The organism is Spirillospora sp. CA-128828, from assembly GCF_050945415.1.
In the GTDB taxonomy this organism is placed as follows: domain Bacteria; phylum Actinomycetota; class Actinomycetes; order Streptosporangiales; family Streptosporangiaceae; genus Spirillospora.
This window is the reverse complement of record NZ_CP191986.1, coordinates 798,695-824,205: the sequence shown is the minus strand read 5'-3', so window position 1 is coordinate 824,205 and position 25,511 is coordinate 798,695. Positions and strand designations below refer to the sequence as shown.

Genomic DNA, 25,511 nt, shown 5'->3' with positions numbered 1-25,511 from the left:
GGGTAGAGGGGCCATGAGGCAACCCCTGGTCAGCGTGATCGTCCCTGTCTTCGACTGCCGGGACACGGTGGGCGGGGCGCTGGAGTCGGTCTTCGCCCAGACCCTGCCCGCCGCGCAGGTCGAGGTCATCGCGGTGGACGACGGCTCGTCCGACGGCAGCGCCGAGCTGTTGGACGAGCTGTCCCGCGCGGACGACCGGTTGACGGTCGTCCACCAGCCGAACTCGGGAGGCCCGGGCGCGCCCCGCAACCGCGGCCTGGAACAGGCGTCCGGGAAGTACGTGTTCTTCCTGGACGCCGACGACCGGCTGGGTCCGGAGGCGCTGGAGCGGATGACGGCGATGGCCGAACGCAACGGCACCGACATCGTCCTCGGCCGGCAGGTCGGGACGGGCGGCCGCAAGGTGCCGCAGGTCTTCGACCGCACCATCGAGCGCACCCACGTGCTCGACCCGGACTGCGACCTGTTCCCCCGGATGTCGATGGCGGCGCTCCAACTGTTCCGCCGGTCGCTGATCGACCGTGCCGGGCTGCGCTTCACCGAGGGCATGCTCTCCCACGAGGACCAGCTGTTCACCGCCGGCGCGTACCTCAACGCCGGCGGTGTGTCCGTCCTCGCCGATTACGACTGCTACTACTGGGCCGCCCGGGACGACGGGACCAGCAGCACGCAGGTCGGCGGCGCACCCACCGCCGACGTGCACGCGATCACCGGCCGGGCGATGGCGTTGGTCGCCGAGCACGGCGAGCCGGGAGCGCTGCGGGAGCGGCTGCACCACCGCTACCTGCAACTGGAGGTGTTCGGGCGGCTCGAGCGCCTCTACCTCGACTCCGCCGACGACGAACGCAAGATCGCTCTGGACGGGTGCCGCGAACTGCTGACCGCCTGGCTCACCCCGGGGCTTCTGGCCCGCTACATCCCGCTCCGCCGGGTGCTCGCCCACTGCCTTCTGCACGACCTCGACGAGGAACTGGAGGAGGTCCTGCGGTTCCATCGGAGCGCCGAACGTCCCCGCGTCCTGCTGGAGGCCGGGCGCGCGTTCGTCCGTTACCCCTTCTTCCGGGACGTGGACCGGAAGATCCCCGACACCTGCTACGAGACGTCACCGAAGCTGCGGTCCGCCCTCGACGGAGTCACCTGGGAGGGCGCCGGCCTGACGGTCGGCGGGACCGTGCTGGTTCGTGACGTGGACGAGGGTTCGCCGGTCGTCCATCTCGTCGTGGAGAACGACGGCGACCGCCACCGGATCCGGTGCGCGACCGCGCCCGGCGGCATGACCGAGGAGGGACGGGCCACCGCGTTCACCGCGACGTTCCACCCGGCGCCCGGCTCCTGGCCGGACGGCCGCTGGACGATGAGCATGGAAGCGGTCATCGAAGGCCACGTCCTCACCGTCGCGCTCGTCAAACCGCGTGGAATGGCGGTACCGCGCGCCGGGCTCGTCCATGCGGAGGGTCGCTGGCGTCTCGTCCGGCCGCTGCCCGGCCGAGAGCGGGGCGCGCTCTCGCTGGAGGTCGGCGGAGGCCTGAGTCCCGCCGACCTCGGCGACGTCGAGGTCGGCTGGGGGCCGGGACGACGGCTGCGGGTGCGGTGCCAGCCGCCGCCGGTGGTGGCGTCCGGCCCGCCGCCGCGCATGAGCGTCCTACTCCAGCGGTCCGGCGGCGACGGCACCGTGCTCCGCGCGCCGCTGGTGGCCGGCCCGGGCGGTCCCGCCAGCGCCGACCTCCCCCTCACCCGGGCCCGGCCCGGCCGCTGGCGGGCGTCGTTCGAGATCGACGGGCTGGACGGGCCCGCCCGGGTCCGCGTCCCGGACGGCGGGGGGCTGCTCGGCCCGACGACCGCGTCGCTGCTGCCGCCCCGCCGCATGCACGTCCGGCTCGACCGGAACCCGCTGACCGTGCATGTCACGGTGCCGCTGGCGGCACGGCTGCGGCGGCTGCGGCGGAAGCTGACGCCCAGGACACCGGGCGACGACCAGAACACCGAGGAAGGCAGCGCATGAGTCATCGGATCACGCCGAGCGCCCAGGTCGACCCGAGTGTGGAACTCGGCGACGGCACGACGGTGTGGGACCTCGCCCAGATCCGCGAGGACGCCAGGCTGGGGGCGGGCTGCATCGTGGGACGCGGCGCGTACGTCGGCGCGGGCGTGCGGATCGGCGACAACGTCAAACTGCAGAACCACGCGCTCGTCTACGAGCCGGCCGTGCTGGAGGACGGCGTGTTCGTCGGCCCGGCCGTCGTCCTCACCAACGACCGGGAGCCGCGCTCGGTGGATCCGGACGGGAAGCTGAAGCGCGGCGACGACTGGGAGGCCGTCGGCGTGCACGTCGCCGAGGGCGCGTCGCTGGGCGCCCGGAGCGTGTGCGTCGCGCCGGTCCGGGTCGGGCGCTGGGCGATGGTCGCCGCGGGCGCGGTCGTGACCCGCGACGTCCCCGACTTCGCGCTGGTCGCGGGCGTGCCCGCCCGCCGGATCGGCTGGGTCGGCCGGGCAGGGGCGCGCCTCACCGAGCGCCCGGACGGCACCTGGGAGTGCCCGCGGACCGGCACCCACTACGTGGAGGCCCCCGCCGAGGACGGCTCCGGAACGACGGTCCTGGCCGAGAAGGGCTGAGCGACGGGTCAGGGCTTGGCGTCAAGGCTCCTGACCTGCCGCGTCGTCACGACGAGGTCCGGGTGCAGGCGGGCGAGCCGGCGGCCGAGCGGCACCGACGTCCGGTCCATCACGATGACGCGGACGAGCAGGCCCGTGTCGATGTCGCGCAGGACGCGCCGCCGCGCGATGCCGGCCAGCAGGTGCGGCCGGACATGCCGGTAGAAGGGCACGAAGAGCCGCCGGTGGACGGCGCGGGAGACGCGGGTCCGCACGCGCTCCAGCAGGGCGCCGGGACGGCCGAGCCGCGCCACCGGCCGGACGACGATGCGCGGCACCCTGATCACGAGCGTGTGCTCCAGCCAGGGCAGGGGATGCCTGGCCTCTGCCTGGTCGAGCCGGTGCAGGCGCACACGCTCGTCCAGCTTCTGCCAGCCGCCCGGTTCGGCCGTCACCAGGTCGACCTCTGCCCCTTCCTCCGCGACGAAGTGGCCGGCCAGCCCGATGATGCGCCTGTACTGGCGTTTGACGGGCACGGCCGGATCGGGGTCCATGGTCAGCCTGGGGTCCATGGCGAGGACCAGCACCCGGGGGGCTCGCGCTCCGTTCACGTCACCGTCTCCCACCGCGTTCACCCGGCCACGGCGCGCCTGCGGGCGGCCAGTTCGGTCAGCCGCTGCACGAGCGGCTCCAGCGTCATGTTCCGCTCGAAGCGGTCCGCGTACTCGCGGGCCTCGGCGACCTGCCGCTCGTCGAGGCCGGCGGCGGCCTTCGCCGCCTCGACCATCGAGGCGGCGATTTCCGCCGGGTCGAGGCCGCCCGGGTTGAACCACAGCGGGTAGCCCCGGAGCAGCTCCTCGGCCGCCGACCCCGGCGTGTGGACGGACACGATGGGCCGTCCCGCCGCCATGTACTCGAAGATCTTCCCGGAGGTGACGTAGCGTCCGCCGCCGTTGAGGAACACCAGGACGTCGGAGTCCCGGTAGACGTCGGCGAGGTCCGTCTTGGACACCGGCCCCCGGTCGTGTACTCCGGGGGCGAGGGTCCGCCCATCACCGCCGGCGCCACCATCCGCTGCGGGCGCGTCCTCACCGGCCGCGGCGGCGAAACGCTTGCGGAGCTTGTTGTCGGAGCCCTTGAAGAACCCGAAGTACCCGTAGAAGTTCAGGGTGGCGTCCGCCATGTCGGAATGCACCCGCGCGCGGGCGAACCCTTCGAGAAGTTCCTCGATGGGCTGCTTGTCGGTGACCGTACCGACGAACGAGAACCGGGGCGCGGGCTCCTCCGCCTCCGCCCGGGCGGAGGGCGGCGGCTCGGCGCGCTGCGGGAGCGTATCGGCGTCCCAGCCGTTCAGGACCGTCATCATGCGGTCGGCCACGCGGGGGTAGCGATCGGCGTGCCAGGAACGCTGGGCATCGTTGACGTACAGCGAGTTCGCCGCGGACCTCAGCACCCGGCGTTCCCAGCGCCAGGCGGGATGCCCGTCCTCGAACATCGGCTCCTCGCTGAACTGGTCGAGGGTCCAGGAGTCCCGGTAGTCGATGATGTAGGGGGTGCGGGTCAGCTTGTGGAACAGCCAGGCCGCGGCGAACGACGCGTACGGGTTCCCCGTCGCGAGGACCACGTCGAACCTGCGCCGCGCGTGCATCCGCAGCGCCCGCCGGACACTGTCACGCGCCCAGGAGGCGTAGTGCTCCGGGAAGACGTGCTCCTGTCCCCACGTGTAGAGCGACTGGGCCAGCTGCGGGAACGTCCCACGAAACCTGCTGTACTCGCGCAGGTTCGTCTGCCACACGAACCTGTTCAGCTCCGGCCGTACCAGTGTGATCCGCGGGTCGACGGTCTCCATCAGCTTGTCGTCGACCGAGCCGATCGTGTCGTACAGGAACGGCAGCGGCGCCGCGAAGACCGTGACGTCCCAGCCCAGCTCGGTCAGCCGGTTGGCGGTCGCTCGCGGGCGGTACACACCGCTGGCGCGCGACGGCGGAAAATAGAAGGCGAGATACAGCAGACGCGGGCGGCGTTCGGTCATGGAATCATCCTCTGGCGTGGCCGGCCGGGGGTCTTTCATGAGCTGTGGAGTAAGAGAGTTTCGCTCCCGCCCCGGTAATCGCGTCCGCGAGTTCGGCCACGATCACGAGCGACTGCGGGTCCGCGACGACGACGAGATCGACGGATCGGCCGCGCAGCAGCTCGCGCTCGACCATCCGCCGGCGCACCACGACGGGATCCCGGCGGTAGAAGCGTGCCAGGCGGCGGTCGATGGGACGGGCGGCACGCCGCCGGTACGCGGAGTCGACCCGGATTCCGAGGCCGCGGAACGGTCCGGGAAGGCACACCCGCAGCAGCAGCCGCGGGAACCGGTAGAGCAGCAGTCGCACGGCGGCGGGACGGTAACGGCGTTCGAGGGCGGGCAGCTCGACCGCCTCGACACCGGCCGGCAGCGGGTCCTTCGCCCACGACGACGTCTTGCGGACCAGCACGGCGGCGGTGCCGCCGTCCGCGACGACCTGCGCGGACTCCCTCACGACCGCAGGCCGGCGGGAGGCGCCGAGGGCCACGAACAGCACGTTCACGCTTCTTCTCCCTCGTCGGCGGCCCCGTCGTCCGCGCCGGCCTCCGGGAACCAGTGCCGGTGGTGCGCCTCGGCCACCGTGCGGTACCCGAAGCGCTGGTCCAGGACCTCGCGTGCCTTCGCCAGGTCGAGGCCGTCCGGGAAGCGGTCGCGCAGCCGGCGGTAGCCCGCGACGATCGACTCCGAGTTCTCCTCGACGTCGATCATCTCCCCGGCCGCGGTCTCGATGCCGGCCAGGGTGCGCTCGGGGCCGCCGCAGCGGGTGACGAGCACCGGCAGGCCGGCCGCCACCGCCTCGATGATCGACACTCCGAAGGTCTCCCACCGGGCGGGGTGGACGAGCACGTCGTGCTCCCGCATGAGCCGGATGGCCTCGTCCGGGGCGACCGCGCCGAGGAACGACACCGCGTGGTCGACCCGGAGCTCCGCGGCCCGCTCCGCGAGCCGCGCGGCGAGGACGCCCGGCCCGGCCATGGTCAGCGTCAGCTCCGGGTCCTCGGCGTGGCAGTCGGCGAACGCCTCCAGCAGCCAGTCGACGCCCTTGCGCTCGACCAGGGTGCCGACGTACAGCCAGCGGCGCAGCTCGGTGACGGGGCTCGGCCGCGGCTGCCCGAAGGAGATCGGGTTGGAGATCATCTCGATCTTGTGCGCGAGCGACGGGAAGGCCCGGGCGAGCTTGTCCCGCAGCACGTCCGTCACCACGAAGAAGCCGGTGCAGCGGTCCAGGACCCGCTCGTACATGTCCCGCGAGTCCGGCTGGTCGAGCACCTGGTCGAGGAAGGAGGCGTGCTCGGTGACGAACACCCGCGCGTCCGGGCGGGCGTTCTCCAGCGCCGTCCAGCCGCCGCGCAGCCCCACGTGCGCGTGGACGACGGGAGCCGGGATCGGCTCGCCGCCCAGCGCCTCGCGCAGCCACAACGCGTGCTGCTCGGCGAGCTCGGCGAAGGTGTAGTCCGGCACCGTCGGCACCGGGACGCGCACCAGCCGGGCGCCCGCCACCGCCGGCGCGGGATGCAGCGCGAGCGGCAGGAGCCGCCGGTGCGCCTCGCGCGCCGCCTCGACCTCCGCGAGCGGTTGCCGCATCAGCCACGCCTCGGTGTGGTAGACGGTGACGTCGCCGCAGCCCGGGGCGGTCGCCTCGACCATCGCCTGGACGAAGGCGCCGGCCCACTCCTGCTTCGGGTTGGGATACCAGGGCGTGACGACGGCCACGTCCCTGTCGGTACGGTCTGGTGCCATCCTCAGTCCTGGGCGCCGATGAGGTGATCGCCGGACGCCGCCGGGGCCGCCTTCGCGGCGGCGGGCAGCAGGCCGGCATAGACGCCGTCCAGGACTTCGGCCGCCGCCTCCCACGTCCACTCGCGGAGCAGGTCGGGCCGGTCGTCGTACACGGCGCGGTACCGCTGCGGGTCGCCGAGCACGGCTTCGACCGCACGCACGTAGTCGTCGAGGTCCTCGGCGTGGAAGACCTCGCCCTGCCCGGTCGACTTCACCATGTCGCCCATCGCCTGCACGTCGCTGACGATGATCGGCAGCCGCGCGTGCGAGTACTCGAAGAACTTCGTGATCAACGCGATCTCGTGGTTCGGCCAGTGGTGGATCGGGATGACGCCGATGTCGGCGGCGGCCAGGAACGGGACGACCTGGTCGAACGGCACGTACGGCACGGTGTGCACCCGGTCGGCGACGTCGAGCTCCGCGGCGCGGGCGAGCAGGCCCCGGACGTACTCGGACCGCGCGGACGAGACGACCAACGCGACGTGCAGCCGGGGCATCCGCGGGAGCGCCTCGATCATGATGTCCAGGCCGCGCTGCACGGAGGCGCTGCCGCTGTAGACGGCGATGGGGGTGTCCGGGCCGACGCCGCACAGCTCCCGCATGTCCGGGACGGGGTCGGTGCTGGTCGGCTCACCGCCGGTGATCGGGGCGTTGAGTACGACGGTCGGCTTGTGCCGCAGACCGTGGCGCTCGACGAGCCGGTCGCCGAGGGCCGCGGAGACCGTCACCACCGCGTCGGCGTCGCCGGAGTACTCCAGCTCGTGCGCGCACATGGCGGGAAGCCAGCGCGGCCCGGCCCCCCAGGGCCGGATGCCCGGCAGGAACTCGTGCGCGTCCCACACGAGCTTCACCTGCCGGCCCTTCGCGCGGGCCCGCCGCACGGCGCGCGCCCCGACCCCCAGCATCCGGAAGTCGTTGGCGTGGATGATGTCGGGTTCGAGCTTGTCGATGACCTTCCCGTACGCGCTGTCCCAGTCCCACAGGTTGCGGTCGAGGACGCGCCAGGCCCGGTCGCCGAGGAGCGTCTGCCAGAACTTGATCGCGGACCGCTCCACCGGCGAGCGCGGATTGTTGCGGGCCTTGGCGAGCGAGTCGGTCTGGCGCACCCGGAGCGCGACCCACCGCGACTGGAACTTCGCCGTCACCCGCCGGGCCAGCAGCCACGCCTTGCGCGCCGGTCCGCGTGAACCGGGCGCGAGGCGGGCGGCGGCGAGGTCTGCCCGCCGGGACTGGACCAGCCGGCGCCGGTAGTTCGCCACGTTCGGGTGCCCGTACGCGAGCGGGCGGCGGAGCGTCGCGCGCAGGACACCGTGCTGGTTCCGCAGGAGCGTGTGCTGCAACGGCAGGAGCCGCACGCGGGCGTCGCCGAGCATCCAGGAGCGGCGCTTCTTGGCCGAGGTGCAGCCCAGGAGATGCACCTCCCAGCCGGCCGCGGCGGCCGACGTCGCGGCCTTCTGCACCCGGGAGTCGCGCACGACGTCGTTGTCGACGAGCATGACGACGCGGCCGCGCGACGCGCCTGGGACCGTCTCGTCTTCGATCTGCATTCGAATACTCCAGTTGTGGTGGACCGGGGCCGTCGACGTCCAGTGGCGGAATGCGCGGATCCCCGGAAAGGAAGGCTCGCTCAGCGGGATGTAGTGCGGTCGGCTCCATCGCCCGGCCCGCCGATGACGACGCGTTCCACGCCGGGCCAGCGCGCGGGGTCGGTGACGCGGCGTCCGTCCACGAGGGCCTTGACGCCCGGCAGGTCGTCCGCACCCAGTTCGCGGTAGGCGGCGTGGTCGGACTGCACGATCGCGGCGGTCACCGCCTCACCCCGGTGCGGGGGAAGGCCCAGGGCCTCCAGCTCGTCGGACGTGTACAGCGGGTCGGACACGTACGGGACGGCCCCGCGCGCCCTCAGCGCCTCGACCGTGGGGAAGACGCCGGAGAACGCCGTCTCCTTGACGCCGCCCCGGTAGGCCGCGCCCAGCACCAGCACCTCGGCGCCGGTGAGGTCGCCGTAGGCGCCGGCGAGGAGACCGACGGCGTAGCCGGGCATGCCCACGTTGGCCTCGCGGGCGGCCCGGACGACCGTCGCGGCCGGGTCGTTCCACAGGTACATCCGCGGGTAGACGGGGATGCAGTGGCCGCCGACGGCGATGCCAGGCCGGTGGATGTGGCTGTACGGCTGGCTGTTGCAGGCCTCGATGACCTTGGTGACGTCAACCCCGACCGTGTCGGCGTAGCGGGCGAACTGGTTGGCGAGGCCGATGTTGACGTCGCGGTAGGTGGTCTCGGCGAGCTTGGCGAGCTCGGACGCCTCCGCCGATCCGAGGTCCCAGACGCCGTTGGGGCGCTCCAGGTCCGGACGGTCGTCGAAGTCGAGCACCTGCTCGTAGAACTCGACGCCGTGCCGGGCGGACGCCTCGTCGATGCCGCCGACGAGCTTCGGGTAGCGGCGCAGGTCGGCGAACACCCGCCCGGTCAGCACGCGCTCCGGGCTGAACACCAGGTGGAAGCCGGTGCCGGCGGTCAGGCCCGAGCCCTCCTGCAGCATCGGCGCCCAGCGGCCCCGGGTGGTGCCGACCGGCAGCGTCGTCTCGTAGCTGACGAGCGTCCCCGGACGCAGGCCCTCGGCGATCGACCGGGTCGCCGCGTCCATCCAGCCGAAGTCGGGCGTGCCCGCCTCGTCCACGAACAGCGGGACGACCACGACGACCGCCTCCGACTCGGCGACGGCCGCCGCCGTGTCGGTCGTCGCCGTCAGCAGCCCGGCCCGGACCGCCTCGCCGAGGTGGACGCCGAGCTCCGCCTCGCCGGGGAACGGCTCGCAGCCGGCGTTCACGTCGGCGACGACCCGTTCGCTCACGTCGGCGCCGACCACCCGGTGGCCCTTGCGGGCGAACTGCACCGCCAGCGGGAGACCGATCTTGCCGAGCGCGACCACGCAGATCCGCATGTGCTACCTACCTCCAAGGGACGTCGCCCGCCGGACCCGCTGGGCGACGGCGCGGGCCGGACGGACCGGACGCGTCTCGATGACCGTGCCGTGCCGGTCGTCGCCGGTCACCGACAGCCGGTGGGGCCTGGCCCGCTGCCAGACCAGGTCGTCGCTCGGCCCGGGCAGGTCCGCCGGGACGGCGACGTCGTGCGTCTCTCCGGACGCGGTGAAGATGAGCCGGAGGTCGTGCCGCGTCCGGCCGGCGCCGGCGAGCAGCGCGACGGGGATCTTCGCGGTCACGTGCATGCCGTTCTCGCCCGCTTCGCGGGTGACGCCGGCCTCGTCGAGGTGCACGCGTTCCTTACCGCCGCGCGGAGCGAGCGCGAGCCGGACCGCGTCCCGGTCCTCGGTGCCGAGGCCGGTGAACGGGGTCCGCACGGTGATCTCGACGGTGTCGCGGTCGCGCCGGGCGCCGACCGTCCGCACCTCCTGCGACAGCCGCCTGCGCATCCCCTTGGTGATCTCGAACAGGTCGTCCGGCAGGCCGAGATCCCGGTCCTCGAAGCCCTGGTAGGCCAGGTAGGTGCGGCCGTTCTTCACCGCGATCAGGTAGGGGCGCTCCTCCAACGCCGCCCGGATGGCCTCGCACAGCGGCTCCACCTGGGCGTGCTGGGCCAGCCGCAGCCGTACCCGGCGGATGATCGGCAGCGTGTAGAGGACGTCGTCGGTCACGTAGTGCTCGACGAGCCTCCCGACGCGGGCGCAGACGTCGTCCTGCGCGTCGCGGTCGAGTTCGAGGAACCCCTCCCGCGTCGGCATGGTCAGCTCCCAGCGGGTGTGCCGCTTCAGGATCGCGTCCCGGTGCGGCCCCGGTTCGAGGAGGCCGGTGACGACCGCGAAGAGGCTCTCCGCGCATTCGAGCCGGGTGTAGACGTCCACGGCGCCCTGCGTGATGTTGCCGCCGTCCTCGCGCAGCACCGCGTAGTAGCAGGTGTAGTCGGCCAGGACCGAGATCCTTTCGGCGCGGACGCACGCCTCAAGGGTGAACGGCTGGTCGCTGCCGATCCGCATGTGCTCGGGAAAGCGCAGCTTGTGCCGCTCCACCAGGTCGCGGCGGAACAGCTTGCAGTTCGACAGGACCCACGGGAGAACCGAGTCGTACAGGTCGATCTCGGCGCGGTTCTCGGCGAAGATCTCGGGACGGCGCACCGCGCGGCCGTTGACGCCCTCCATCTTGCCGACGAGGACGTCGGAGCCCCACTCGTCGGCCGCCGCGACCATCCGTTCCAGCGCCTCGGGCCCGAGGTAGTCGTCGGCGCCGACGAAGTAGACGTAGCGTCCCTTCGCCACGTCCAGGGCCCGGTTGCTGGGCACGGCCGGGCCGCCCGAGTTCGGCTGCCGCAGCACCGTGAGGACGTCCGGGTACTCCTCGGCGAACCGGTCCAGCTCGGCCCCGCTGCCGTCGGTGGAGCCGTCGTCCACCGCGACGACCTCCATGCGGTCCCGGCCGATGCTCTGCTCGACCAGCGACTTCAGGCAGGCGGTCAGGTACGGCATCGTGTTGTAGACCGCGACGACCACGCTCACGTCGGGCGTGGTGGCTTCAGACACTGGCCACCTCCTGCAGCGAGACCGTCGTACCGAGCTTGGCCGACCGGAGTAAGGCGGCCGAGACCTTGACCGTCCACAGCCCCTGGCGCAACGTGACGATGTCGCCGTCGCCGCCCGCGCGGAACGCGTCACGGAACTTCTCGTGCTCCACGAGCAGCGGCTCGCGCTTCGGTATCGCGTACCGGATCATGTCTCCCTCGGAGACGCCGCGGAACGCCCGCAGCGCCTCCCACTCGGTGTTCGTCTCGCCGTTGGCATAGAACGTCAGGTCCGCGGTGAGCGTGTCGGCGACGAAGCATCCGCGGTCGCCCGTGACGACCGTGGCGCGCTCCTTGAGCGGGCTCAGCCAGTTCACGAGGTGGCTGACCATGGAGCCGTCGCTGAGCCGCCCGACGGCCGCCACCATGTCCTCGTGCGGCCGGCCGCTGCGCGCCATCGTGTGCGCGGAGATCGACACGTAGGTCTGGCCGGTCACCCAGCCGGTCAGATCGATGTCGTGGGTGGCGAGATCCTTGACCACCCCGACGTCGGCGATCCGGTGCGGGAACGGGCCCTGGCGGCGCGTGACGACCTGGAACACCTCGCCCAGCTCACCCGCCTCCAGCCGGCCCCGCATGCTCTGCAGCGCCGGGTTGTAGCGCTCGATGTGTCCGACGCCGGCGAGCAGACCGCGCGACTCGAACGCCGTGACCAGACGCTCGGCGGCCTCCACCGAATCGGCGAGCGGTTTCTCGATCAGCGCGCCGACCCCGGCCTCGGCGAGGGCCAAGGCGACCTCCTCGTGCAGCGCCGTCGGGCAGGCGACCACCGCGTAGTCGATGCCGAGCGCCAGCAGGTCCGGGAGCGTCTCCAGCAGCGGAACCCCGTACGGGGCGGCGTCCGGGCGTCCCGCCGGGTCGACGACGCCGACGAAGTCCACGCCGTCGAGCCCGCTCAGGACGCGCGCGTGGTTTCGTCCCATCGCGCCGAGCCCGACCAGGCCCGCGCGCAGCGGCGCGCTCACGACGCGGCCCCGTTCACGCCGTCGGCGACACGCGCCAGCTCGTCCTCGGTGAGGGTGGGGTGCACCGGCAGCGACAGCACTTCGGCGGCGGCCCGCTCGGTCTCAGGCAGGTCCCAGCGTGGATCCGGCCGCCCGTCCTTCAGATAGGGCCTCAACCGGTGGACCGGCGTCGGGTAGTAGACGGCGTTGCCGATCTGCCGCTCGTCCAGGTACCGCTGAACGGCCGCACGCTCCTCGACCCGGACGGTGTACTGGTGGTAGACGTGCCGCGCGCCGGGCGCCACCGGCGGCGTCACCGCGGCGGTGATCTTCGCGTCCAGGAACTCCGCGTTCGCCCGGCGCCGCTCGGTCCAGCCGCCGAGCCGCTTGAGCTGCTCGCGTCCGATGGCGGCGGCGACGTCGGTGAGCCGCATGTTCGCGCCGACGATCTCGTTGGCGTACCGCTGCTCCATGCCCTGGTTGCGCAGCAGCCGCAGGGTCCGGGCGGTCTCCGCGTCGGCGGTGGTGATCATGCCGCCTTCGAGGGCGTGCATGTTCTTGGTCGGGTAGAAGCTGAAGCATCCCAGCGTGCTCATGGCGCCCGCCGGGGTTCCCCCTAAGGCGGCGCCGTGCGCCTGGCAGGCGTCCTCCACGACGGCGAGGCCGTGCTCGTCCGCGAGCGGCCGGATCCTGTCCATCGCCGCCGGGTGCCCGTACAGGTGCACCGGCATGACCGCCGCGGTCCGCGGCCCGATCGCCGCCGCGACGGCGTCCGGATCGACGCAGAACGACTCCGGCTCGATGTCGGCGAACACGGGCTCGGCGCCCACGAGCCGGACCGCGTTGGCGCTCGCGGCGAACGTGAACGACGGGACGACCACCTCGTCCCCCGGGCCGATCCCGAGCGCCAGCAGGCCGAGATGCAGGGCGGACGTTCCCGAATTGACGGCGACGCAGTGCCGTCCCCCCACGATCTCGGAGAACTCCTCCTCGAACGCCGCGACCTCCGGCCCCTGCACGACCCGCCCGCTGCGCAGCACCCGCACCGCGGCCTCGATCTCGGCTTCACCGATCACGGGCTTGGCCGCAGGCACCGGCCTTTCCGATTTAACGGGCATGCACAAGCTCCCCTCAAAGCATGACGATATGAACGTGCGGCTTCCTTGCGGGGAAAGCGGAGCGCGACCAAATGCATACAATTAGCGAAAGCCTCGCCTAACGGACAAATACTAGCCAAGTCGGACGGCAGGCAAGGCCATTCGTTGATCTATCCCCCGCCCACTTCCGGGCGTCTACCCTGTTTAATGGCGCGCATGCTCGACGATGATGTGCGAACCTGCCTGCGCGTTCTCGCGGAACTGGCGGAGGCGCCGGACGGCGATCCCGACCTGGAACGCGTGCGCACCGCCGTCGGCACATTCGTCAAACGCACCCGTGAACGGGAGCGGGCGGCGGCCAGAAAGCGGCGCGCCGCGGCCGACGCCGAGGTGCTGGCCGGAACGGCCACGGGCGCCGCCGACCGGGTGGAGGGCGCCCCGGTGGAGCCGCCCCGGGAAATCGTCCGGTCGTCCGTTCAGGGAGCGCGGACACCGCTCGGCGGGCTCGTCAGCTGCTACGTGTGCAAGGCGCATTTCCGGGAGGCCGACGCCTTCTACCACCGGCTGTGCCCGCCGTGCGCCGAGGAGCACCACCGGCGCCGCGCGGCACGCGCCGACCTCGCCGGACGGCGTGCGATCGTCACGGGCGGCCGGGTGAAGGCCGGTTTCGAGCTGGTGCTGAAGCTGCTGCGCGACGGGGCGTCGGTCACTGCGCTCACCCGGTTCCCGGCCGACGCGCGCCGCCGCTTCTCCGCGGTGCCCGACCGCGAGACCTGGCAGGACCGGTTCACCATCACCGGGATGGATCTGCGCGACATCCCGGGCCTCGTCCGCTGGTGCGACGCGCTGGCCGCCGAGGGGCGGCCGCTCGACATCCTGGTGAACCTGGCAGCGCAGACGCTCCGGCATCCACCGGAGTCGTACGACGAACTGCTGGCGGGCGAGGGCACCGCCGCCCTGCCCGCACCGACGGCGCTCGAGGTGACGACGACGCATTCCGGCGCTGTGGACGTGGCGGGGCTGCTCCCCGACCCGTCCCCCGGCAACTCCTGGACGCGGCTGGTGCACGAGGTCGATCCGGTCGAACTGCTGGAAGTGCAGCTCATCAATGTGACGGCGCCGTTCGTCCTGCTGGGCCGGCTGCGTCCGCTGCTGGAACGGTCTCCGCATCCCCGCCGGTACGTGGTGAACGTGTCGGCCGTCGAGGGGCAGTTCGCCTCCGCCTACAAGGGCGCCGAGCACCCCCACACCAACATGGCGAAGGCGTCGCTGAACATGCTGACGCGCACGACGGCGTCCGAGCTGGCGGAGCACGGAATCCACGTGACCAGCGTCGACCCCGGATGGTTCACCGACCAGCAGCCCGCGCCGGACCGGGCGCGCCGCGCCGCCGCCGGGTTCCGTCCCCCGCTGGACGTCGTGGACGCCGCCGCCCGCGTCTACGACCCGATCGTGCGCGGCGAACGGGACGGCGACCCGGCGCACGGCTGCCTGCTGAAGGACTACCGGATCGTCAGCTGGTGACCGCGCCCGCGGTTTCGATCAGCTGCGGCAGCGGCCCGGCGAACCCGTCCTCCAGCAGTTTCAGCGCCACCTTCCAGGCTTCGGGACGTCCGCCGAGATGCCGGTCGACGTGCTCGGCCAGGCGGCGCAGGACGCGCGGGTCGGGGAAGGCCCCGGGCTCCGGGGCGAGGAGCCGGTCCACCTCGGCGACGGTGAGCATCACGTCGGCCGTGACGCTCCCTTCGCGCAGCACGCGCGCCGCGTGGGTGCCGTAAATCGTCTCGGGGTCCCAGTGCCGTTGCGTGCCCGGCTCCCGCAGGCGCCTGGTGCGGCCGTGGCCGGTCTCCTCCACGAACACCGGGGCCAGCGGGACGTCCCCGTCCCGCCCGAGCAGCGCCCGGACGCGCGCGGTGCCGCGCAGGCCCGGCAGCCACAGCGACTCCGCCAGGTCCGCGAGCGCCTCGTCGGGGACGGCGCCGACGACGAACTCCGCGGTGAGCGTGCCGGCGACCAGCCCGTTCCCGGCGACCTTGAGCAGCACGTCCGCGCCGGGCCGCGCCCCCTGACCGCACAGGCCGGCGAGCAGCTCTGGGGCGGGGTCGCTGATGAACACGGCGACGCCGGGATGGTCGGCGACCACCGAGCGCGACAGGTCGAGCGGGACGTCGGTGCGTTTGGCGATGAACCGGGCGGCCCTGCGGGGGACGGGTCCCTCCTCGGCACGCCGGCGCGGCTCGTCCGCCAGGACGGCGTCCCAGCCGACGCGCGGGACACCCGGGTGGCGGCGATGCACGACCGTGCGCACGGGCGGCCGGCCTAGCCAGGGCTCGCATCCCGCGGCGTCGCCGATCTCCGCGATCGTCCGCAGGAACTCGGCCTTGCGCACCCGCTCGGAGAGATCGCGCAGCCGCCACTCTCCCCGCGCGGTCTCCAGCGCCGCCTGCGCGTACGCGAGGACGCTCGGCAGCGATCCGTCCGGCCCCCACCGGTACGCGGGCAGCCGCCCCTGGTCGACGAGCTGCCGGATCTCGTGCTTGCGATGCGCGTCGAGCAGCGTCCGGCAGGCCTGGAGAGCGCCGTGCGGGTCGGCGCCCGCCCCGACGAACCGCAGCGCCGTCCCGGCCACGTCGGCATCGGCCGCGAACAGCAGCGCGTGGTCGACGGGCCCCGGCGTCCCCTCCTGCGACAGCAGCGCCCGCCGCATCTCGGCGGGCAGCGGGCGCGGCGTGACGCCGTCCCGCCGCGAGGTCTGGTGGGCGAGCTGGCGGCGCAGATTCCGCGGGAGCGGGGCGAGCGCGCTCTCCGCGGTCAGCAGGGTCGCGTTGACCTCCGGGTCATCCAGATCGAGGAGGCGCCCGAGCAGGGACGGCGGATCGTCGAAGCGCAGCGCGTGCTGGACGAGCAGATCGAGATCACCGGCCCTCCCGCGCCGCAGCAGCGCCTCCAGGACGACCCGGTTCGGCGTTCCGTAACTGCTCACGGCACGCCGGACGCGGTCATCGGGCAACTGCCCGGCCAGAACGTCCATCTCGCCGGGCGTCGCGAACCGAAGGAGTCCGGCCGTGCAACGTGCGATGTCCTGCGCGCGAGTCGTCTTCCAGCCGAAGCGTTGGGGGGCCATGGGCCGCCACCGTAGCGGCCGCACCCGATCGCTCGCCATCGACCGGCTCAGCACGAGGCCCGGCCGCAGCCCTTTCATACGGTGCCGTATAGTCCCATTCATACGGCAGCGTATAAGCGGCCGCCGGCCCGTCCACCGAACGAGGGGGAACGATGAAGCTCCCGGACACCTCCCACACGTCCCGTCCGTGGCGGATTCACGAGATCGCGCACGACTTCCGGCTGGAGGACGTGTGGGCGCTCCCCACACCGGGCGGCCCGGACGACCTCCCGAAGCTGGTGGAGCAGATGGCCTCCGGCGGCGGCGGGCTCCCCGGCGTCGCGGGCGTGCTGTTCGGCATCCGCTGGAAGCTCGGGAAGCTGCTCGGCTGGGACCGGAAGGGCGCCGGCCTCGGCGTGCGGGTGCCGACGCTGCGCGACCGGCTGCCGGACGACCTGCGCGACCGTCCGCACGGCCCGGACTTCCGCTCGCTGCCCTTCCGGCCGCTGTACATGACCGGTGACGAGTGGGCGGCCGAGCTGGCCAACCGGACGGTGCACGGCGTGATGCACATCGGCTGGGTCCCGGACGGCTCCGGCGGGTATCGCGGCCAGATGGCCGTTCTGGTGAAGCCGAACGGCCTGTTCGGCAAGCTCTACATGGCCGCGATCCTGCCCTTCCGGTACGTGTTCGTGTATCCGGCGCTGATGCGGCTGATCGGACGCGGGTGGCGGACGCGGCAGCCGTCCACGGGCTGACCGGCCGGGGGCATGGAGGCGGCCCCGTCCCGGGGGCGTGAGGAGGACGGGGCCGCAGGGGCCGCGCGGGACCGGGCGACGGTCGCCCGCGCGGCAGATCTTCAGTACTCCACTGTCAGTGCTTCGCCGCCACCTCCGCGCCCGCCCCGGTGAGGGAGCGGACCTCGATCTCGGCGTACTTCTCGGCGTTGTGCTCCTTGCTGAGCATCGTGCCGAGCCAGCCGCACAGGAAGCCGAACGGGATGGAGATGATCCCGGGGTTGTCCAGCGGGAACCAGCTGAAGTCGGCGTCGGTGAACAGCGCCTTGTCCGAGCCCGACACGACCGGCGAGAAGGCGACCAGGACGATCGCCGAGCCGAGGCCGCCGTAGATGGCGGCGACGGCGCCGGTGGTGTTGAACCGCTTCCAGAACAGGCTGTAGAGGATCGCGGGCAGGTTCCCGGACGCGGCGACCGCGAAGGCCAGCGCGACGAGGAACGCCACGTTGAGGCGCTGCGCGTAGATGCCCAGGACGATCGCGACGGCGCCGATCACGAAGGCCGAGATGCGGGCGACGCGGACCTCGTCCCGCTCGCTGGCCTTGCCCTTGCGGACCACGTGCGCGTACAGGTCGTGGGAGACCGACGAGGACGAGGCGAGGGTGAGGCCGGCCACGACCGCGAGGATCGTCGCGAACGCGACCGCCGCGATGACCGCGAGCAGGATCGTCCCGCCCGTGTCCCCGAAGACGATCTCACCGATGCGCTGGGCGAGCTGCGGCGCGGCGGTGTTGCCGGCCGGGTTGGCCTTGGCGATCTCCTTGGACCCGACGAGCGCGGCGGCGCCGAACCCGAGGACGAGGGTGAGCAGGTAGAACGCGCCGATGATGCCGATCCCCCACAGCACCGACTTGCGGGCGTCGCGGGCGGTCGGGACGGTGTAGAAGCGGATCAGGATGTGCGGCAGCCCGGCGGTGCCGAGGACGAGCGCGAGCCCGAGGCTGATCAGGTCCAGCTTGCCGGTCAGCCCGTCCTCCGCCGTGGCGTAGCGCAGCCCCGGCTCCAGGAACGCGCCGCCCTTGCCGCTCTGGTCGGCGGCGTCGTTCAGCAGGCTTGACAGGTTGAACCCGGAGTGGCCGAGCACCAGCAGCGTGATGAGGGTGGCGCCGGTCATCAGCAGGACGGCCTTGACGATCTGCACCCAGGTGGTGCCCTTCATTCCGCCGAACACCACGTAAACGATCATCAGCACGCCGACCAGCGCGATCGTCGCGCCCTTGGCGAAGTCGCTGGTGAAGCCGAACAGCAGCGAGACCAGGGCGCCCGCGCCGACCATCTGCGCCAGCAGGTAGAAGATCGACACCACGATGGTGGAGACCCCGGCGGCGGTGCGGACGGGGCGGGGGCTCATCCGGAACGCCAGCACGTCCGCCATCGTGAACCGGCCCGAGTTCCGCAGCAGCTCGGCGACCAGCAGCAGCGCCACGAGCCAGGCGACGAGGAACCCGATCGAGTACAGGAAGCCGTCGTATCCGTACAGCGCGATCAGCCCGGCGATGCCGAGGAAGGACGCGGCGGACATGTAGTCGCCGCCGATGGCGAGCCCGTTCTGCGCGCCGGTGAACGACCGTCCGCCGGCGTAGAAGTCGGTGGCGCTCTTGGTGTTCCGGCTCGCCCACACGGTGATCGCCAGGGTGGCGGCCACGAAGATGAGGAACAGGGTGATCGACAGGGTCTCGTCGCTCATCGGGCGTCCTCCGCGACATCGGCGTCGGGGGTGCCCCCGGCGCGCTCGGCCTCGATGCCGGCGCGCAGCTTGTCCGCCACCGGGTCCAGGCGCCGTTCGGCGTGCCGCGCGTACCAGTACGCGATGGCGAAGGTCGACACGAACTGCAGCAGCCCGAACACGAGCGCGACGTTGATCGACCCGAACAGGTCCTTGCCCATGAAGTCGCGGGCCCAGCCCGAAAGGACGACATAGAGCAGGTACCAGCTGAGGAACGCCGCGGTCATGGGGAATACGAATCGGCGGAATCTGCGCCGGAGTTCCTGGAACTCCGTGGTGCCCTGGAACCGTTCATAGACGGTGCCGGTGGCGTTCTTATCGACGGACACGACGGCCCTCCTGTTTTGTGACGCCGGTCACGCGCCACGGTAAAGAGCCTGATCGGGGCGGGCGAGAGGGCGCCGCCGGGCGTGCGGCCAGCCGCCGTCCACCATCGCCGACGGGTTGAACCCGTCGGTGAGCGGTCGGTCTGGCGCGACGAACGGTCACACCCGGCGGGGACTCCACGTGCCCCGGTCGACCGCCAGCGACTCGGGGGTGTGCAGGCGCACCATCATGCGCGCGACGCTCGGCGGCACCCGGCCCGGCGTGCACAGCGACACGACGATCATGACGGTGAACGCGATCGGGACCGTCCAGGCGGCGGGCTGGGCGAGCAGCGCGCCGAGGAGTCCCGGCGGCGGCCCGGCCGCGATCGTCACGACCACCGCGGTGCCCGCGAGCGCGCCGCCGATGGCGAGCCCGGCGAGCGCGCCCGGCACGGTGAGCCGCCGCCACCAGACGCCGAGCACCAGCAGCGGGCAGAACGTGGACGCGGCGACGGCGAAGGCCAGCCCGACCACGTCCGCGACGGCGAGGGACCGGGCCGCGATCGCGAGGCACAGCGGGACGACGAGGGCGAGCAGCGTCCCGACGCGGAACGAGCGCACGCCGCCGCGCAGGATGTCCTGCGCCAGCACGCCCGCCACCGACACGGTGATGCCGGACGAGGTGGACAGGAACGCCGCGACCGCCCCACCCGTCACCAGCGCCCCGAGCAGGTCGCCGCCGACACCGCCGATGAGACGTCCGGGCAGGGTGAGGACGACGGCGTCCGCCCGCCCCGTCATGAGCAGCTCGGGTGTGTAGAGACGCCCGAGTACCCCGTACAGCGCGGGCAGCACGTAGAACGCGCCGAGCAGCGACAGCACCATCACCGTCGTGCGGCGCGCGGCCCTGCCGTCCGGGTTGGTGTAGAAGCGGACGAGGACGTGCGGGAGCCCCATCGTCCCGAGGAACGTGGCGAGGATCAGCGAGTACGTGGCGTAGAGGGAGTGGTCGCGTCCGTGGAGTGGCAGCACCCATTCCCGGTCCGTGCTGACCGGCCGCCCGCGCACGTGGGGGACGTCCGCGCCGGCCGGGAACGTCACGGACGTGTTCTGGTCGAAGCGGTGCAGCCCCGGCTGGAGGGTGACGGCGCCACCGCCGTGGGTGCGGCCGTCGACCCGCCCGTCGACGCTCACCTGGACGGGCGTGGTGACGTTCACCGTGACGGCCATGCCGACCGCGACGGTCGTCCGGTCGCCGAACCGGGGCGGGGCGTCCGACGACAGGCCGGGCGACCCGTCGAACCGCCACGCCATCAGCAGGAACACCAGGGGGACGGCCAGCGCGGTCAGCTTCATCCAGTACTGGAACGCCTGGACCATGGTGACGCTGCGCATGCCGCCGACCAGGACGTTGCCCGCGACGACGACGGCGATCAGCACGCCGCCCGTCCACACCGGCGCGCCCGTGACCGTCCGCAGCACGAGCCCGGCGCTCTGGAACTGGGGCAGCAGGTAAAGCCAGCTGATCAGCACGACGAGGACGCTCGCGACGCGGCGCACCGCCATCGACTCCAGCCGCGCCTCGGCGAAGTCCGGCAGCGTGTAGGCCCCGGAACGGCGCAGCGGCGCCGACACCAGGACGAGCAGGACGAGGTAGCCGCCGGTCCAGCCGACGGGCAGCCACAGCATGTCGGCCCCGTACGCCAGGATCAGCCCGGCGATGCCGAGGAACGACGCCGCCGACAGGTACTCGCCGCCGATCGCCGACGCGTTGCGCAGGGGCGAGACCGTCCGGGACGCGACGTAGAAGTCGGACGTCGTCCGCGAGATCCGCACCCCGAGCACGCCGATGAGGACGGTCGCGACGACGACGAGCAGGACGCCCGCCAGCCCGTACGCGGCGCTCACGCCCGTTCCCCGGCCTTGTCGGCACGCCCGGAGTCGGCACGCCCGGAGTCGGCACGGTCCACAAGGTCGGCGAAGTCGTCCTCGTTGCGCTCGGCCTGCCGGACGTACCACCAGCCGCACGCGACGAACCACGGGTAGATCAGCCCGCCGAGCACCACCCACGGCAGCGGCAGCCCCAGCAGCTCCCGCTCCCGCACCTCGGGGAACACGGCGAACAGCAGCGGCAGGCCGAGCACGACGACGGCGAGCACCAGGCACAGCCGGGCCGCGAGCCGCAGCTGGGTGCGCACCAGCGACCGCATGTACGCCTCGCCGAGCCCGGTCTGCTCGTCGATCTCCCGCGTCACGGGGTAGCGGGGCCGCCGGACGGTCCGGGTCCGCGGCCCGGTCACCAGCGTCCGGCCAGGGGCCGGCTCCTCCGAGGTCGGCTTCTCGGAGGTCGGCTTCTCGGAGGCAGGGCCGTGCGGCCGTTCGTCCCCGCTCAGGGGGATCGCCTCGCCCGGCGCACAAGCAGGTCGCGCAGCTCGCGCACGTGCCGGCGGGCGACCGGCAGCTCGGTGCCGCCGACGACGATCGTGCAGCGTCCCGAGTCCAGCCGCAGCTCCTTGATCGCCGACAGCGCGACGAGGTGGCTGCGGTGCACCCGGACGAACCCGGCGCCGCTCCACCGTTCGCCGAGCGCGGCGAGCGGGATGCGCACCAGATGGCTGCCGCCCGACGTGTGCAGCCGCGCGTAGTCGCCCTGCGCCTCCACGTACAGCACCTCGGCCGGGTTGACGAACCGGGTGACTCCGCCCAGTTCGACGGGCATCGGCTCGGGCTCGGACGGCGCCGGGACCTCGGCGGCGCCGGTGTCCCAGCCCGCCTCCTCGGCGGCCTCCGTCACCCGCCGGATCGCCACGGCGAGCCGCTCCGGCCGCACCGGTTTGAGGATGTAGTCGGCCGCCTTGATCTCGAACGCGTCGACCGCGTGGTTCTCGTAGGCGGTGACGTAGACGATCTGCGGCGCGCGGGCGAACTGGTGGAGGACGCGGCCGAGGACGGTGCCGTCCAGGCCGGGCATCCGGATGTCGAGGAAGACGGCGGCGATGGGGCGCCCGTCCGCGAGCGCCCGGTCGAGCTTGCGGAGCGCGGAGGCGCCGTCCCGGGCGGTGTGGATCTCGCCGATCCGGGAGTCGGCGCGCAGCAGGTGGACGAGGTCGTCCAGCGCGGGCGCCTCGTCATCCACCGCCAGGACACGCAGGCCCACCACACCGTCCTTCCCGTGCCGTTCGCCACATTCCAGTCGGCGGACGGGCGGGGCGTCAAGAGGCCGTGACCCCGGGCCGGTACTTCGGGACGCGCACGGTCACCTTCGTCCCGGCGCCGGGCCCGGTCTCGACGGCCAGCCCGTACTCGTCGCCGTAGACCTGGCGGAGCCGGTCGTCGACGTTGGCGAGCCCGATCCCGGGCGCCTCCGTGTCGCCCGGCATGCGCCGCTCCCCGGCGAGCAGGCGCCGGACGTCCTCGGGGTCCATGCCGATCCCGTCGTCCTCCACGCTGATCACGCAGTCGGACCCGGCGTCCTCCGCCACGATCGTGATGAGGCCGGGCTCGGACCGGTCCTGCAGCCCGTGCCGGACGGCGTTCTCCACGAGCGGCTGGAGGCACAGGAACGGGACGGCGACCGGCAGCACCTCGGGCGCGATCCGCAGCGTCACCCGCAGTTCCTCACCGAACCGCGCCCGCTGCAGAAGCAGATACCGGTCGATCGACCGCAGTTCCTCCGCCAGTGTCGTGAAGTCGCCGTGCCGCCGGAACGAATAGCGGGTGAAACCGGCGAATTCCAGCAGCAGTTCCCGTGCCCGCTCCGGATCGGACCGGACGAACGACGCGATCGTGGTCAGCGAGTTGTAGATGAAGTGCGGCGAGATCTGCGCGCGCAGCGCCCGCATCTCCGCCTCCATGAGCAGCGTCCGTGAATGGTCGAGTTCGGCCAGCTCCAGCTGGGCGTCCACCCACTGCGCGACCTCCTCCGCCGCGCGGATCAGCCCCGCCGGCACCTCCTCGCCGTACGCGGCGAGCGTCCCGACCACCCGGTCGTCGGTGGCGAGCGGGACCACGACGACCCGCCGGATGAGGCAGTCGAGCCGGTCGCAGCCCACGTCGTGCACCTGTGTGCGCCCGTTCCCCAGGGTGGCCTCGGCGTGCCCGAGGACCTCCGCGGAGTGGTGGTCGTGCTCCCCGTCCCACGCCAGCAGCCGCTCGCCGTCCGTGATCGCGACCGCCGCGCAGCCGAGCAGCACCAGCAGATGCCGCGCCGCCTTCTGCGCGCCCTGCTCGGTCAGCCCGGCCCGGAACGCGGGTGCCGCCCGCGACGCGGTGTGCAGCGTCTCGAACGTCGCCCGCCGCGCGGGCCCGCCGAGGTCGCCGCCCCGCCCCTGCCGCCGCCACCACAGCAGCGCCGGAACCCACGTCACCACCAGCGTCGCGGCGACGGCAACGACCACGTCCATCCGGCAAAGCTACGCCGCCCGAACGCGCTCAGGGGAGGCCCTCCGGGCCTCGAACGGAATTGAGTCAGGGTCCGGAATGGAGATTTCGGTGATCGCTTTCGCCTTCTGGTCCGCCGCTGGAGGGGCACGTCAATCGGTCTTCGGGGTGATCTTCCGGGGCGGATGTCGGCTCCAGTGGTGGATCACGGGGACAAGTGGTGCAAACGAGAATCAGGGGACCAATCCGCGCCTTGCGCGGGAAAGCATCGATCCCCCCGAAGGGAACCGAATGCGCCTCAGACACAGGATTCTCGCGGCCGGCGTGGCCGGTGTGGCGCTCGTGCCCGCCGCTGCCGTCACCGCCCTCGCCGCCCCGGCCGCCCCCGGCGCCCGTGGCGGCGACACGACGAGCCCGGTCGAGAAGAAGCGCGTCGACCGTGTGCCCACCCCGAAACTCGGCTGGTACAAGTGCTACGGCGACGCCGAATGCGCGACCGTCCGGCTGCCCTTGGACTACGACGATCCGAAGGGCGCGACCACCGAGGTCGCCGTTCTGAGGATGAAGGCGCGGAACCCCAAGAAGCGGATCGGCAGCCTGTTCGTCAACCCGGGCGGGCCCGGCGGCCAGGGCACCGCCCTGGCGTACCAGGCGCCCGCCTTCCTCGGCGCGGACGTCCTCGACCGCTTCGACATCGTCGGCTTCGACCCCCGCGGCATCGGGTTCAGCTCGAACGTCGCCTGCTTCAAGTCCACCAGGGACCAGACGCTCGCGCTGGCGGGGATGGATGTCGCCTTCCCGGTCGGCGCGAAGCAGGAGGCGGCCTACATCAAGTCGGCGAAGGCGCTCGGCAAGGGCTGCTCGACGACCGGGAAGAAACTGGCGGGCTCGATGTCCACCGCCGAGGCGGCGCGCGACATGGACGTCCTGCGCCGCGCGGTCGGTGACAAGAAGCTGTCCTACCTGGGCTTCAGTTACGGCACCGCACTCGGCCAGTACTACGCGAACATGTTCCCCGACCGGCTGCGCGCCGTGGCCGTGGACGGCGTCATCAACCCCGTCTCCTGGGTCGGCACCCGCAAGACGTCGGGCCAGATCCTGGACGACCGGCTGCGGTCCGCCGACGGCGCCTACAAGGCGCTGAGGGAGATCCTCGTCCGGTGCGGCAAGGCGGGCAAGGCGAAGTGCGCGTTCGCGGCCTACGGAGACCCCGTCAAGAACTTCGACGTCCTCGCCAAGCGGCTGAAGGCGAAGCCCGCCAACATCGAGGGACAGAAGATCACCTACGCCGACCTCGTCGGCGGCACGCTCGGCGAGCTGTACGACCCGAGCGGCTACGAGATCATCGACGAAATGGTCACCGACCTGTGGAAGGCGACCTCGCCCGCCTCGACGGCGGCGCAGGCGGCCGCGGCGCGCAAGGCCCTCGCCGGCCGCATCGCCGAGCGCCGGGCCGCGGTCAAGCGGCAGAAGGAGTCCGCGGAGAAGGTCGCGGCCAAGGACTTCCCCTACGACAACGGCTTTGACGCTTTCAGCGGTGTCACGTGCACCGACGGCCTGCACCCGAAGAAGGCGGGGAAGTGGCCCGCGCTGACGGCGGCTTCCGACAAGCGGGCGCCCTACTTCGGGCGTGCGTGGGGCTGGGGCAGCGTTCAATGCGCCGGTGACGCCTGGAAGGTCCGCGACGAGGACGCCTACACCGGTCCCTTCAACCGGCGGACGAACGCTCCCGTCCTGTTCGTCGGGGACTACTACGACCCCGCCACGAACTACAACGACGCGGTCTCGTCCAGCAAGCTGCTGCCCAACAGCCGGCTGCTGTCCAGCAACAGCTGGGGGCACACCGCCTACGGCACCTCGGCGTGCGTGACGAAGGCGGTCGACGCCTACCTCGTCCGCGCGGCGCTGCCGCCCGCGGGCAAGGTGTGCGTCGGCGACATCCAGCCGTTCGCGGACAACCCCGAAAAGGCGCCCGCCAGCAGAGGGCCGGCGGACGCGAGCGCGATGGCGACCCAGGTGAAGGCCGCCGGGCAGGGCACGAAGCTGCCGCCGGTGGCGACGCGGGTGCCGTCGTCCATCCTGCTCGGGACGCGGTGAACTGAGCGGTCGTGACGCCAGGATGACGCCCGGCCGGGG

21 protein-coding genes are annotated in these 25,511 nt (G+C 72.5%); 5 read left to right on the top strand and 16 right to left on the bottom strand.

Annotated features, from left to right (window positions below):
* Positions 1-13: 13 nt before the first annotated feature.
* A complete protein-coding gene (locus ACQPXG_RS04325; RefSeq protein ID WP_433466308.1) occupies positions 14-2,002 on the top strand; it encodes a glycosyltransferase family 2 protein in 1,989 nt (662 codons plus the stop codon).
* Complete coding sequence (locus ACQPXG_RS04320) at positions 1,999-2,613, top strand: DapH/DapD/GlmU-related protein (RefSeq protein ID WP_433466307.1); 615 nt, start codon at positions 1,999-2,001, stop codon at positions 2,611-2,613. The genes ACQPXG_RS04325 and ACQPXG_RS04320 overlap by 4 nt, the downstream gene beginning before the upstream one ends.
* A gap of 8 nt (positions 2,614-2,621) precedes the next feature.
* On the opposite strand, the gene ACQPXG_RS04315 is transcribed toward ACQPXG_RS04320, so the two are convergent.
* The 9 genes from ACQPXG_RS04315 to ACQPXG_RS04275 all read right to left on the bottom strand — a co-directional run bounded on the left by ACQPXG_RS04315 (position 2,622) and on the right by ACQPXG_RS04275 (position 13,058).
* Positions 2,622-3,203, bottom strand: a complete 582-nt coding sequence (locus ACQPXG_RS04315; protein ID WP_433466306.1) for a hypothetical protein — start codon at positions 3,201-3,203, stop codon at positions 2,622-2,624.
* A 20-nt stretch (positions 3,204-3,223) separates the two neighbouring features.
* Complete coding sequence (locus ACQPXG_RS04310) at positions 3,224-4,624, bottom strand: glycosyltransferase (RefSeq protein WP_433466305.1); 1,401 nt, start codon at positions 4,622-4,624, stop codon at positions 3,224-3,226.
* Positions 4,625-4,628: 4 nt separating this feature from the next.
* Positions 4,629-5,168: a hypothetical protein gene (locus ACQPXG_RS04305; RefSeq protein ID WP_433466304.1), complete on the bottom strand. Its 540-nt coding sequence runs from the start codon at positions 5,166-5,168 to the stop codon at positions 4,629-4,631.
* Complete coding sequence (locus ACQPXG_RS04300) at positions 5,165-6,406, bottom strand: glycosyltransferase family 4 protein (protein WP_433466303.1); 1,242 nt, start codon at positions 6,404-6,406, stop codon at positions 5,165-5,167. The genes ACQPXG_RS04305 and ACQPXG_RS04300 overlap by 4 nt, the downstream gene beginning before the upstream one ends.
* A 2-nt stretch (positions 6,407-6,408) precedes the next feature.
* On the bottom strand, positions 6,409-7,992 hold the full coding sequence (locus tag ACQPXG_RS04295; protein WP_433466302.1) for a glycosyltransferase family 4 protein: 1,584 nt from the start codon (positions 7,990-7,992) through the stop codon (positions 6,409-6,411).
* A gap of 80 nt (positions 7,993-8,072) precedes the next feature.
* Complete coding sequence (locus ACQPXG_RS04290) at positions 8,073-9,389, bottom strand: nucleotide sugar dehydrogenase (protein ID WP_433466301.1); 1,317 nt, start codon at positions 9,387-9,389, stop codon at positions 8,073-8,075.
* Positions 9,390-9,392: 3 nt separating this feature from the next.
* On the bottom strand, positions 9,393-10,982 hold the full coding sequence (locus ACQPXG_RS04285; protein WP_433466300.1) for a glycosyltransferase family 2 protein: 1,590 nt from the start codon (positions 10,980-10,982) through the stop codon (positions 9,393-9,395).
* Positions 10,975-11,985: a Gfo/Idh/MocA family protein gene (locus ACQPXG_RS04280; protein ID WP_433466299.1), complete on the bottom strand. Its 1,011-nt coding sequence runs from the start codon at positions 11,983-11,985 to the stop codon at positions 10,975-10,977. The genes ACQPXG_RS04285 and ACQPXG_RS04280 overlap by 8 nt, the downstream gene beginning before the upstream one ends.
* Entirely contained in the window at positions 11,982-13,058 is a 1,077-nt protein-coding gene (locus ACQPXG_RS04275) for a DegT/DnrJ/EryC1/StrS family aminotransferase (protein ID WP_433466298.1), read from the bottom strand. The genes ACQPXG_RS04280 and ACQPXG_RS04275 overlap by 4 nt, the downstream gene beginning before the upstream one ends.
* 219 nt (positions 13,059-13,277) lie before the next feature.
* Between ACQPXG_RS04275 and ACQPXG_RS04270 the strand changes: the two genes are divergently transcribed.
* The gene (locus tag ACQPXG_RS04270; protein ID WP_433466297.1) at positions 13,278-14,585 is read left to right on the top strand and encodes an SDR family NAD(P)-dependent oxidoreductase; all 1,308 of its coding nucleotides are present in this window, start codon (positions 13,278-13,280) and stop codon (positions 14,583-14,585) included.
* On the opposite strand, the gene ACQPXG_RS04265 is transcribed toward ACQPXG_RS04270, so the two are convergent.
* Complete coding sequence (locus ACQPXG_RS04265; RefSeq protein ID WP_433466296.1) at positions 14,575-16,185, bottom strand: hypothetical protein; 1,611 nt, start codon at positions 16,183-16,185, stop codon at positions 14,575-14,577. The genes ACQPXG_RS04270 and ACQPXG_RS04265 overlap by 11 nt on opposite strands.
* 152 nt (positions 16,186-16,337) lie before the next feature.
* On the opposite strand from ACQPXG_RS04265, the gene ACQPXG_RS04260 reads away from it, so the two are divergent.
* A complete protein-coding gene (locus ACQPXG_RS04260) occupies positions 16,338-16,922 on the top strand; it encodes a DUF2867 domain-containing protein (protein ID WP_433466295.1) in 585 nt (194 codons plus the stop codon).
* 115 nt (positions 16,923-17,037) lie between these two features.
* Here the strand turns inward: ACQPXG_RS04260 and ACQPXG_RS04255 are convergent, their stop codons facing one another.
* The 6 genes from ACQPXG_RS04255 to ACQPXG_RS04230 all read right to left on the bottom strand — a co-directional run bounded on the left by ACQPXG_RS04255 (position 17,038) and on the right by ACQPXG_RS04230 (position 23,398).
* Positions 17,038-18,648 carry a solute symporter family protein gene (locus ACQPXG_RS04255; RefSeq protein ID WP_433466294.1) on the bottom strand — a complete coding sequence of 537 codons (1,611 nt, stop codon included), beginning with the start codon at positions 18,646-18,648 and terminating at the stop codon, positions 17,038-17,040.
* Entirely contained in the window at positions 18,645-19,016 is a 372-nt protein-coding gene (locus ACQPXG_RS04250) for a DUF485 domain-containing protein (protein WP_433466293.1), read from the bottom strand. The genes ACQPXG_RS04255 and ACQPXG_RS04250 overlap by 4 nt, the downstream gene beginning before the upstream one ends.
* A gap of 156 nt (positions 19,017-19,172) precedes the next feature.
* Complete coding sequence (locus ACQPXG_RS04245) at positions 19,173-20,903, bottom strand: cation acetate symporter (protein ID WP_433466292.1); 1,731 nt, start codon at positions 20,901-20,903, stop codon at positions 19,173-19,175.
* A complete protein-coding gene (locus ACQPXG_RS04240; RefSeq protein WP_433466291.1) occupies positions 20,900-21,295 on the bottom strand; it encodes a hypothetical protein in 396 nt (131 codons plus the stop codon). The genes ACQPXG_RS04245 and ACQPXG_RS04240 overlap by 4 nt, the downstream gene beginning before the upstream one ends.
* Positions 21,296-21,384: 89 nt before the next feature.
* Positions 21,385-22,155 carry a LytR/AlgR family response regulator transcription factor gene (locus ACQPXG_RS04235; RefSeq protein ID WP_433466290.1) on the bottom strand — a complete coding sequence of 257 codons (771 nt, stop codon included), beginning with the start codon at positions 22,153-22,155 and terminating at the stop codon, positions 21,385-21,387.
* A gap of 52 nt (positions 22,156-22,207) precedes the next feature.
* A complete protein-coding gene (locus ACQPXG_RS04230; RefSeq protein ID WP_433466289.1) occupies positions 22,208-23,398 on the bottom strand; it encodes a sensor histidine kinase in 1,191 nt (396 codons plus the stop codon).
* A 268-nt stretch (positions 23,399-23,666) separates the two neighbouring features.
* On the opposite strand from ACQPXG_RS04230, the gene ACQPXG_RS04225 reads away from it, so the two are divergent.
* Positions 23,667-25,472, top strand: a complete 1,806-nt coding sequence (locus ACQPXG_RS04225; protein WP_433466288.1) for an alpha/beta hydrolase — start codon at positions 23,667-23,669, stop codon at positions 25,470-25,472.
* Positions 25,473-25,511: the final 39 nt, after the last annotated feature.

Coding starts and splice junctions, on each gene's coding strand:
- ACQPXG_RS04320 (WP_433466307.1), top strand. CDS start 1,999: ATGAGTCATCGGATCACGCCGAGCGCCCAGGTCGACCCGAGTGTGGAA.
- ACQPXG_RS04270 (WP_433466297.1), top strand. CDS start 13,278: ATGCTCGACGATGATGTGCGAACCTGCCTGCGCGTTCTCGCGGAACTG.
- ACQPXG_RS04290 (WP_433466301.1), bottom strand. CDS start 9,389: ATGCGGATCTGCGTGGTCGCGCTCGGCAAGATCGGTCTCCCGCTGGCG.
- ACQPXG_RS04265 (WP_433466296.1), bottom strand. CDS start 16,185: ATGGCCCCCCAACGCTTCGGCTGGAAGACGACTCGCGCGCAGGACATC.
- ACQPXG_RS04295 (WP_433466302.1), bottom strand. CDS start 7,992: ATGCAGATCGAAGACGAGACGGTCCCAGGCGCGTCGCGCGGCCGCGTC.
- ACQPXG_RS04325 (WP_433466308.1), top strand. CDS start 14: ATGAGGCAACCCCTGGTCAGCGTGATCGTCCCTGTCTTCGACTGCCGG.
- ACQPXG_RS04260 (WP_433466295.1), top strand. CDS start 16,338: ATGAAGCTCCCGGACACCTCCCACACGTCCCGTCCGTGGCGGATTCAC.
- ACQPXG_RS04230 (WP_433466289.1), bottom strand. CDS start 23,398: ATGGACGTGGTCGTTGCCGTCGCCGCGACGCTGGTGGTGACGTGGGTT.
- ACQPXG_RS04255 (WP_433466294.1), bottom strand. CDS start 18,648: ATGAGCGACGAGACCCTGTCGATCACCCTGTTCCTCATCTTCGTGGCC.
- ACQPXG_RS04225 (WP_433466288.1), top strand. CDS start 23,667: ATGCGCCTCAGACACAGGATTCTCGCGGCCGGCGTGGCCGGTGTGGCG.
- ACQPXG_RS04300 (WP_433466303.1), bottom strand. CDS start 6,406: ATGGCACCAGACCGTACCGACAGGGACGTGGCCGTCGTCACGCCCTGG.
- ACQPXG_RS04310 (WP_433466305.1), bottom strand. CDS start 4,624: ATGACCGAACGCCGCCCGCGTCTGCTGTATCTCGCCTTCTATTTTCCG.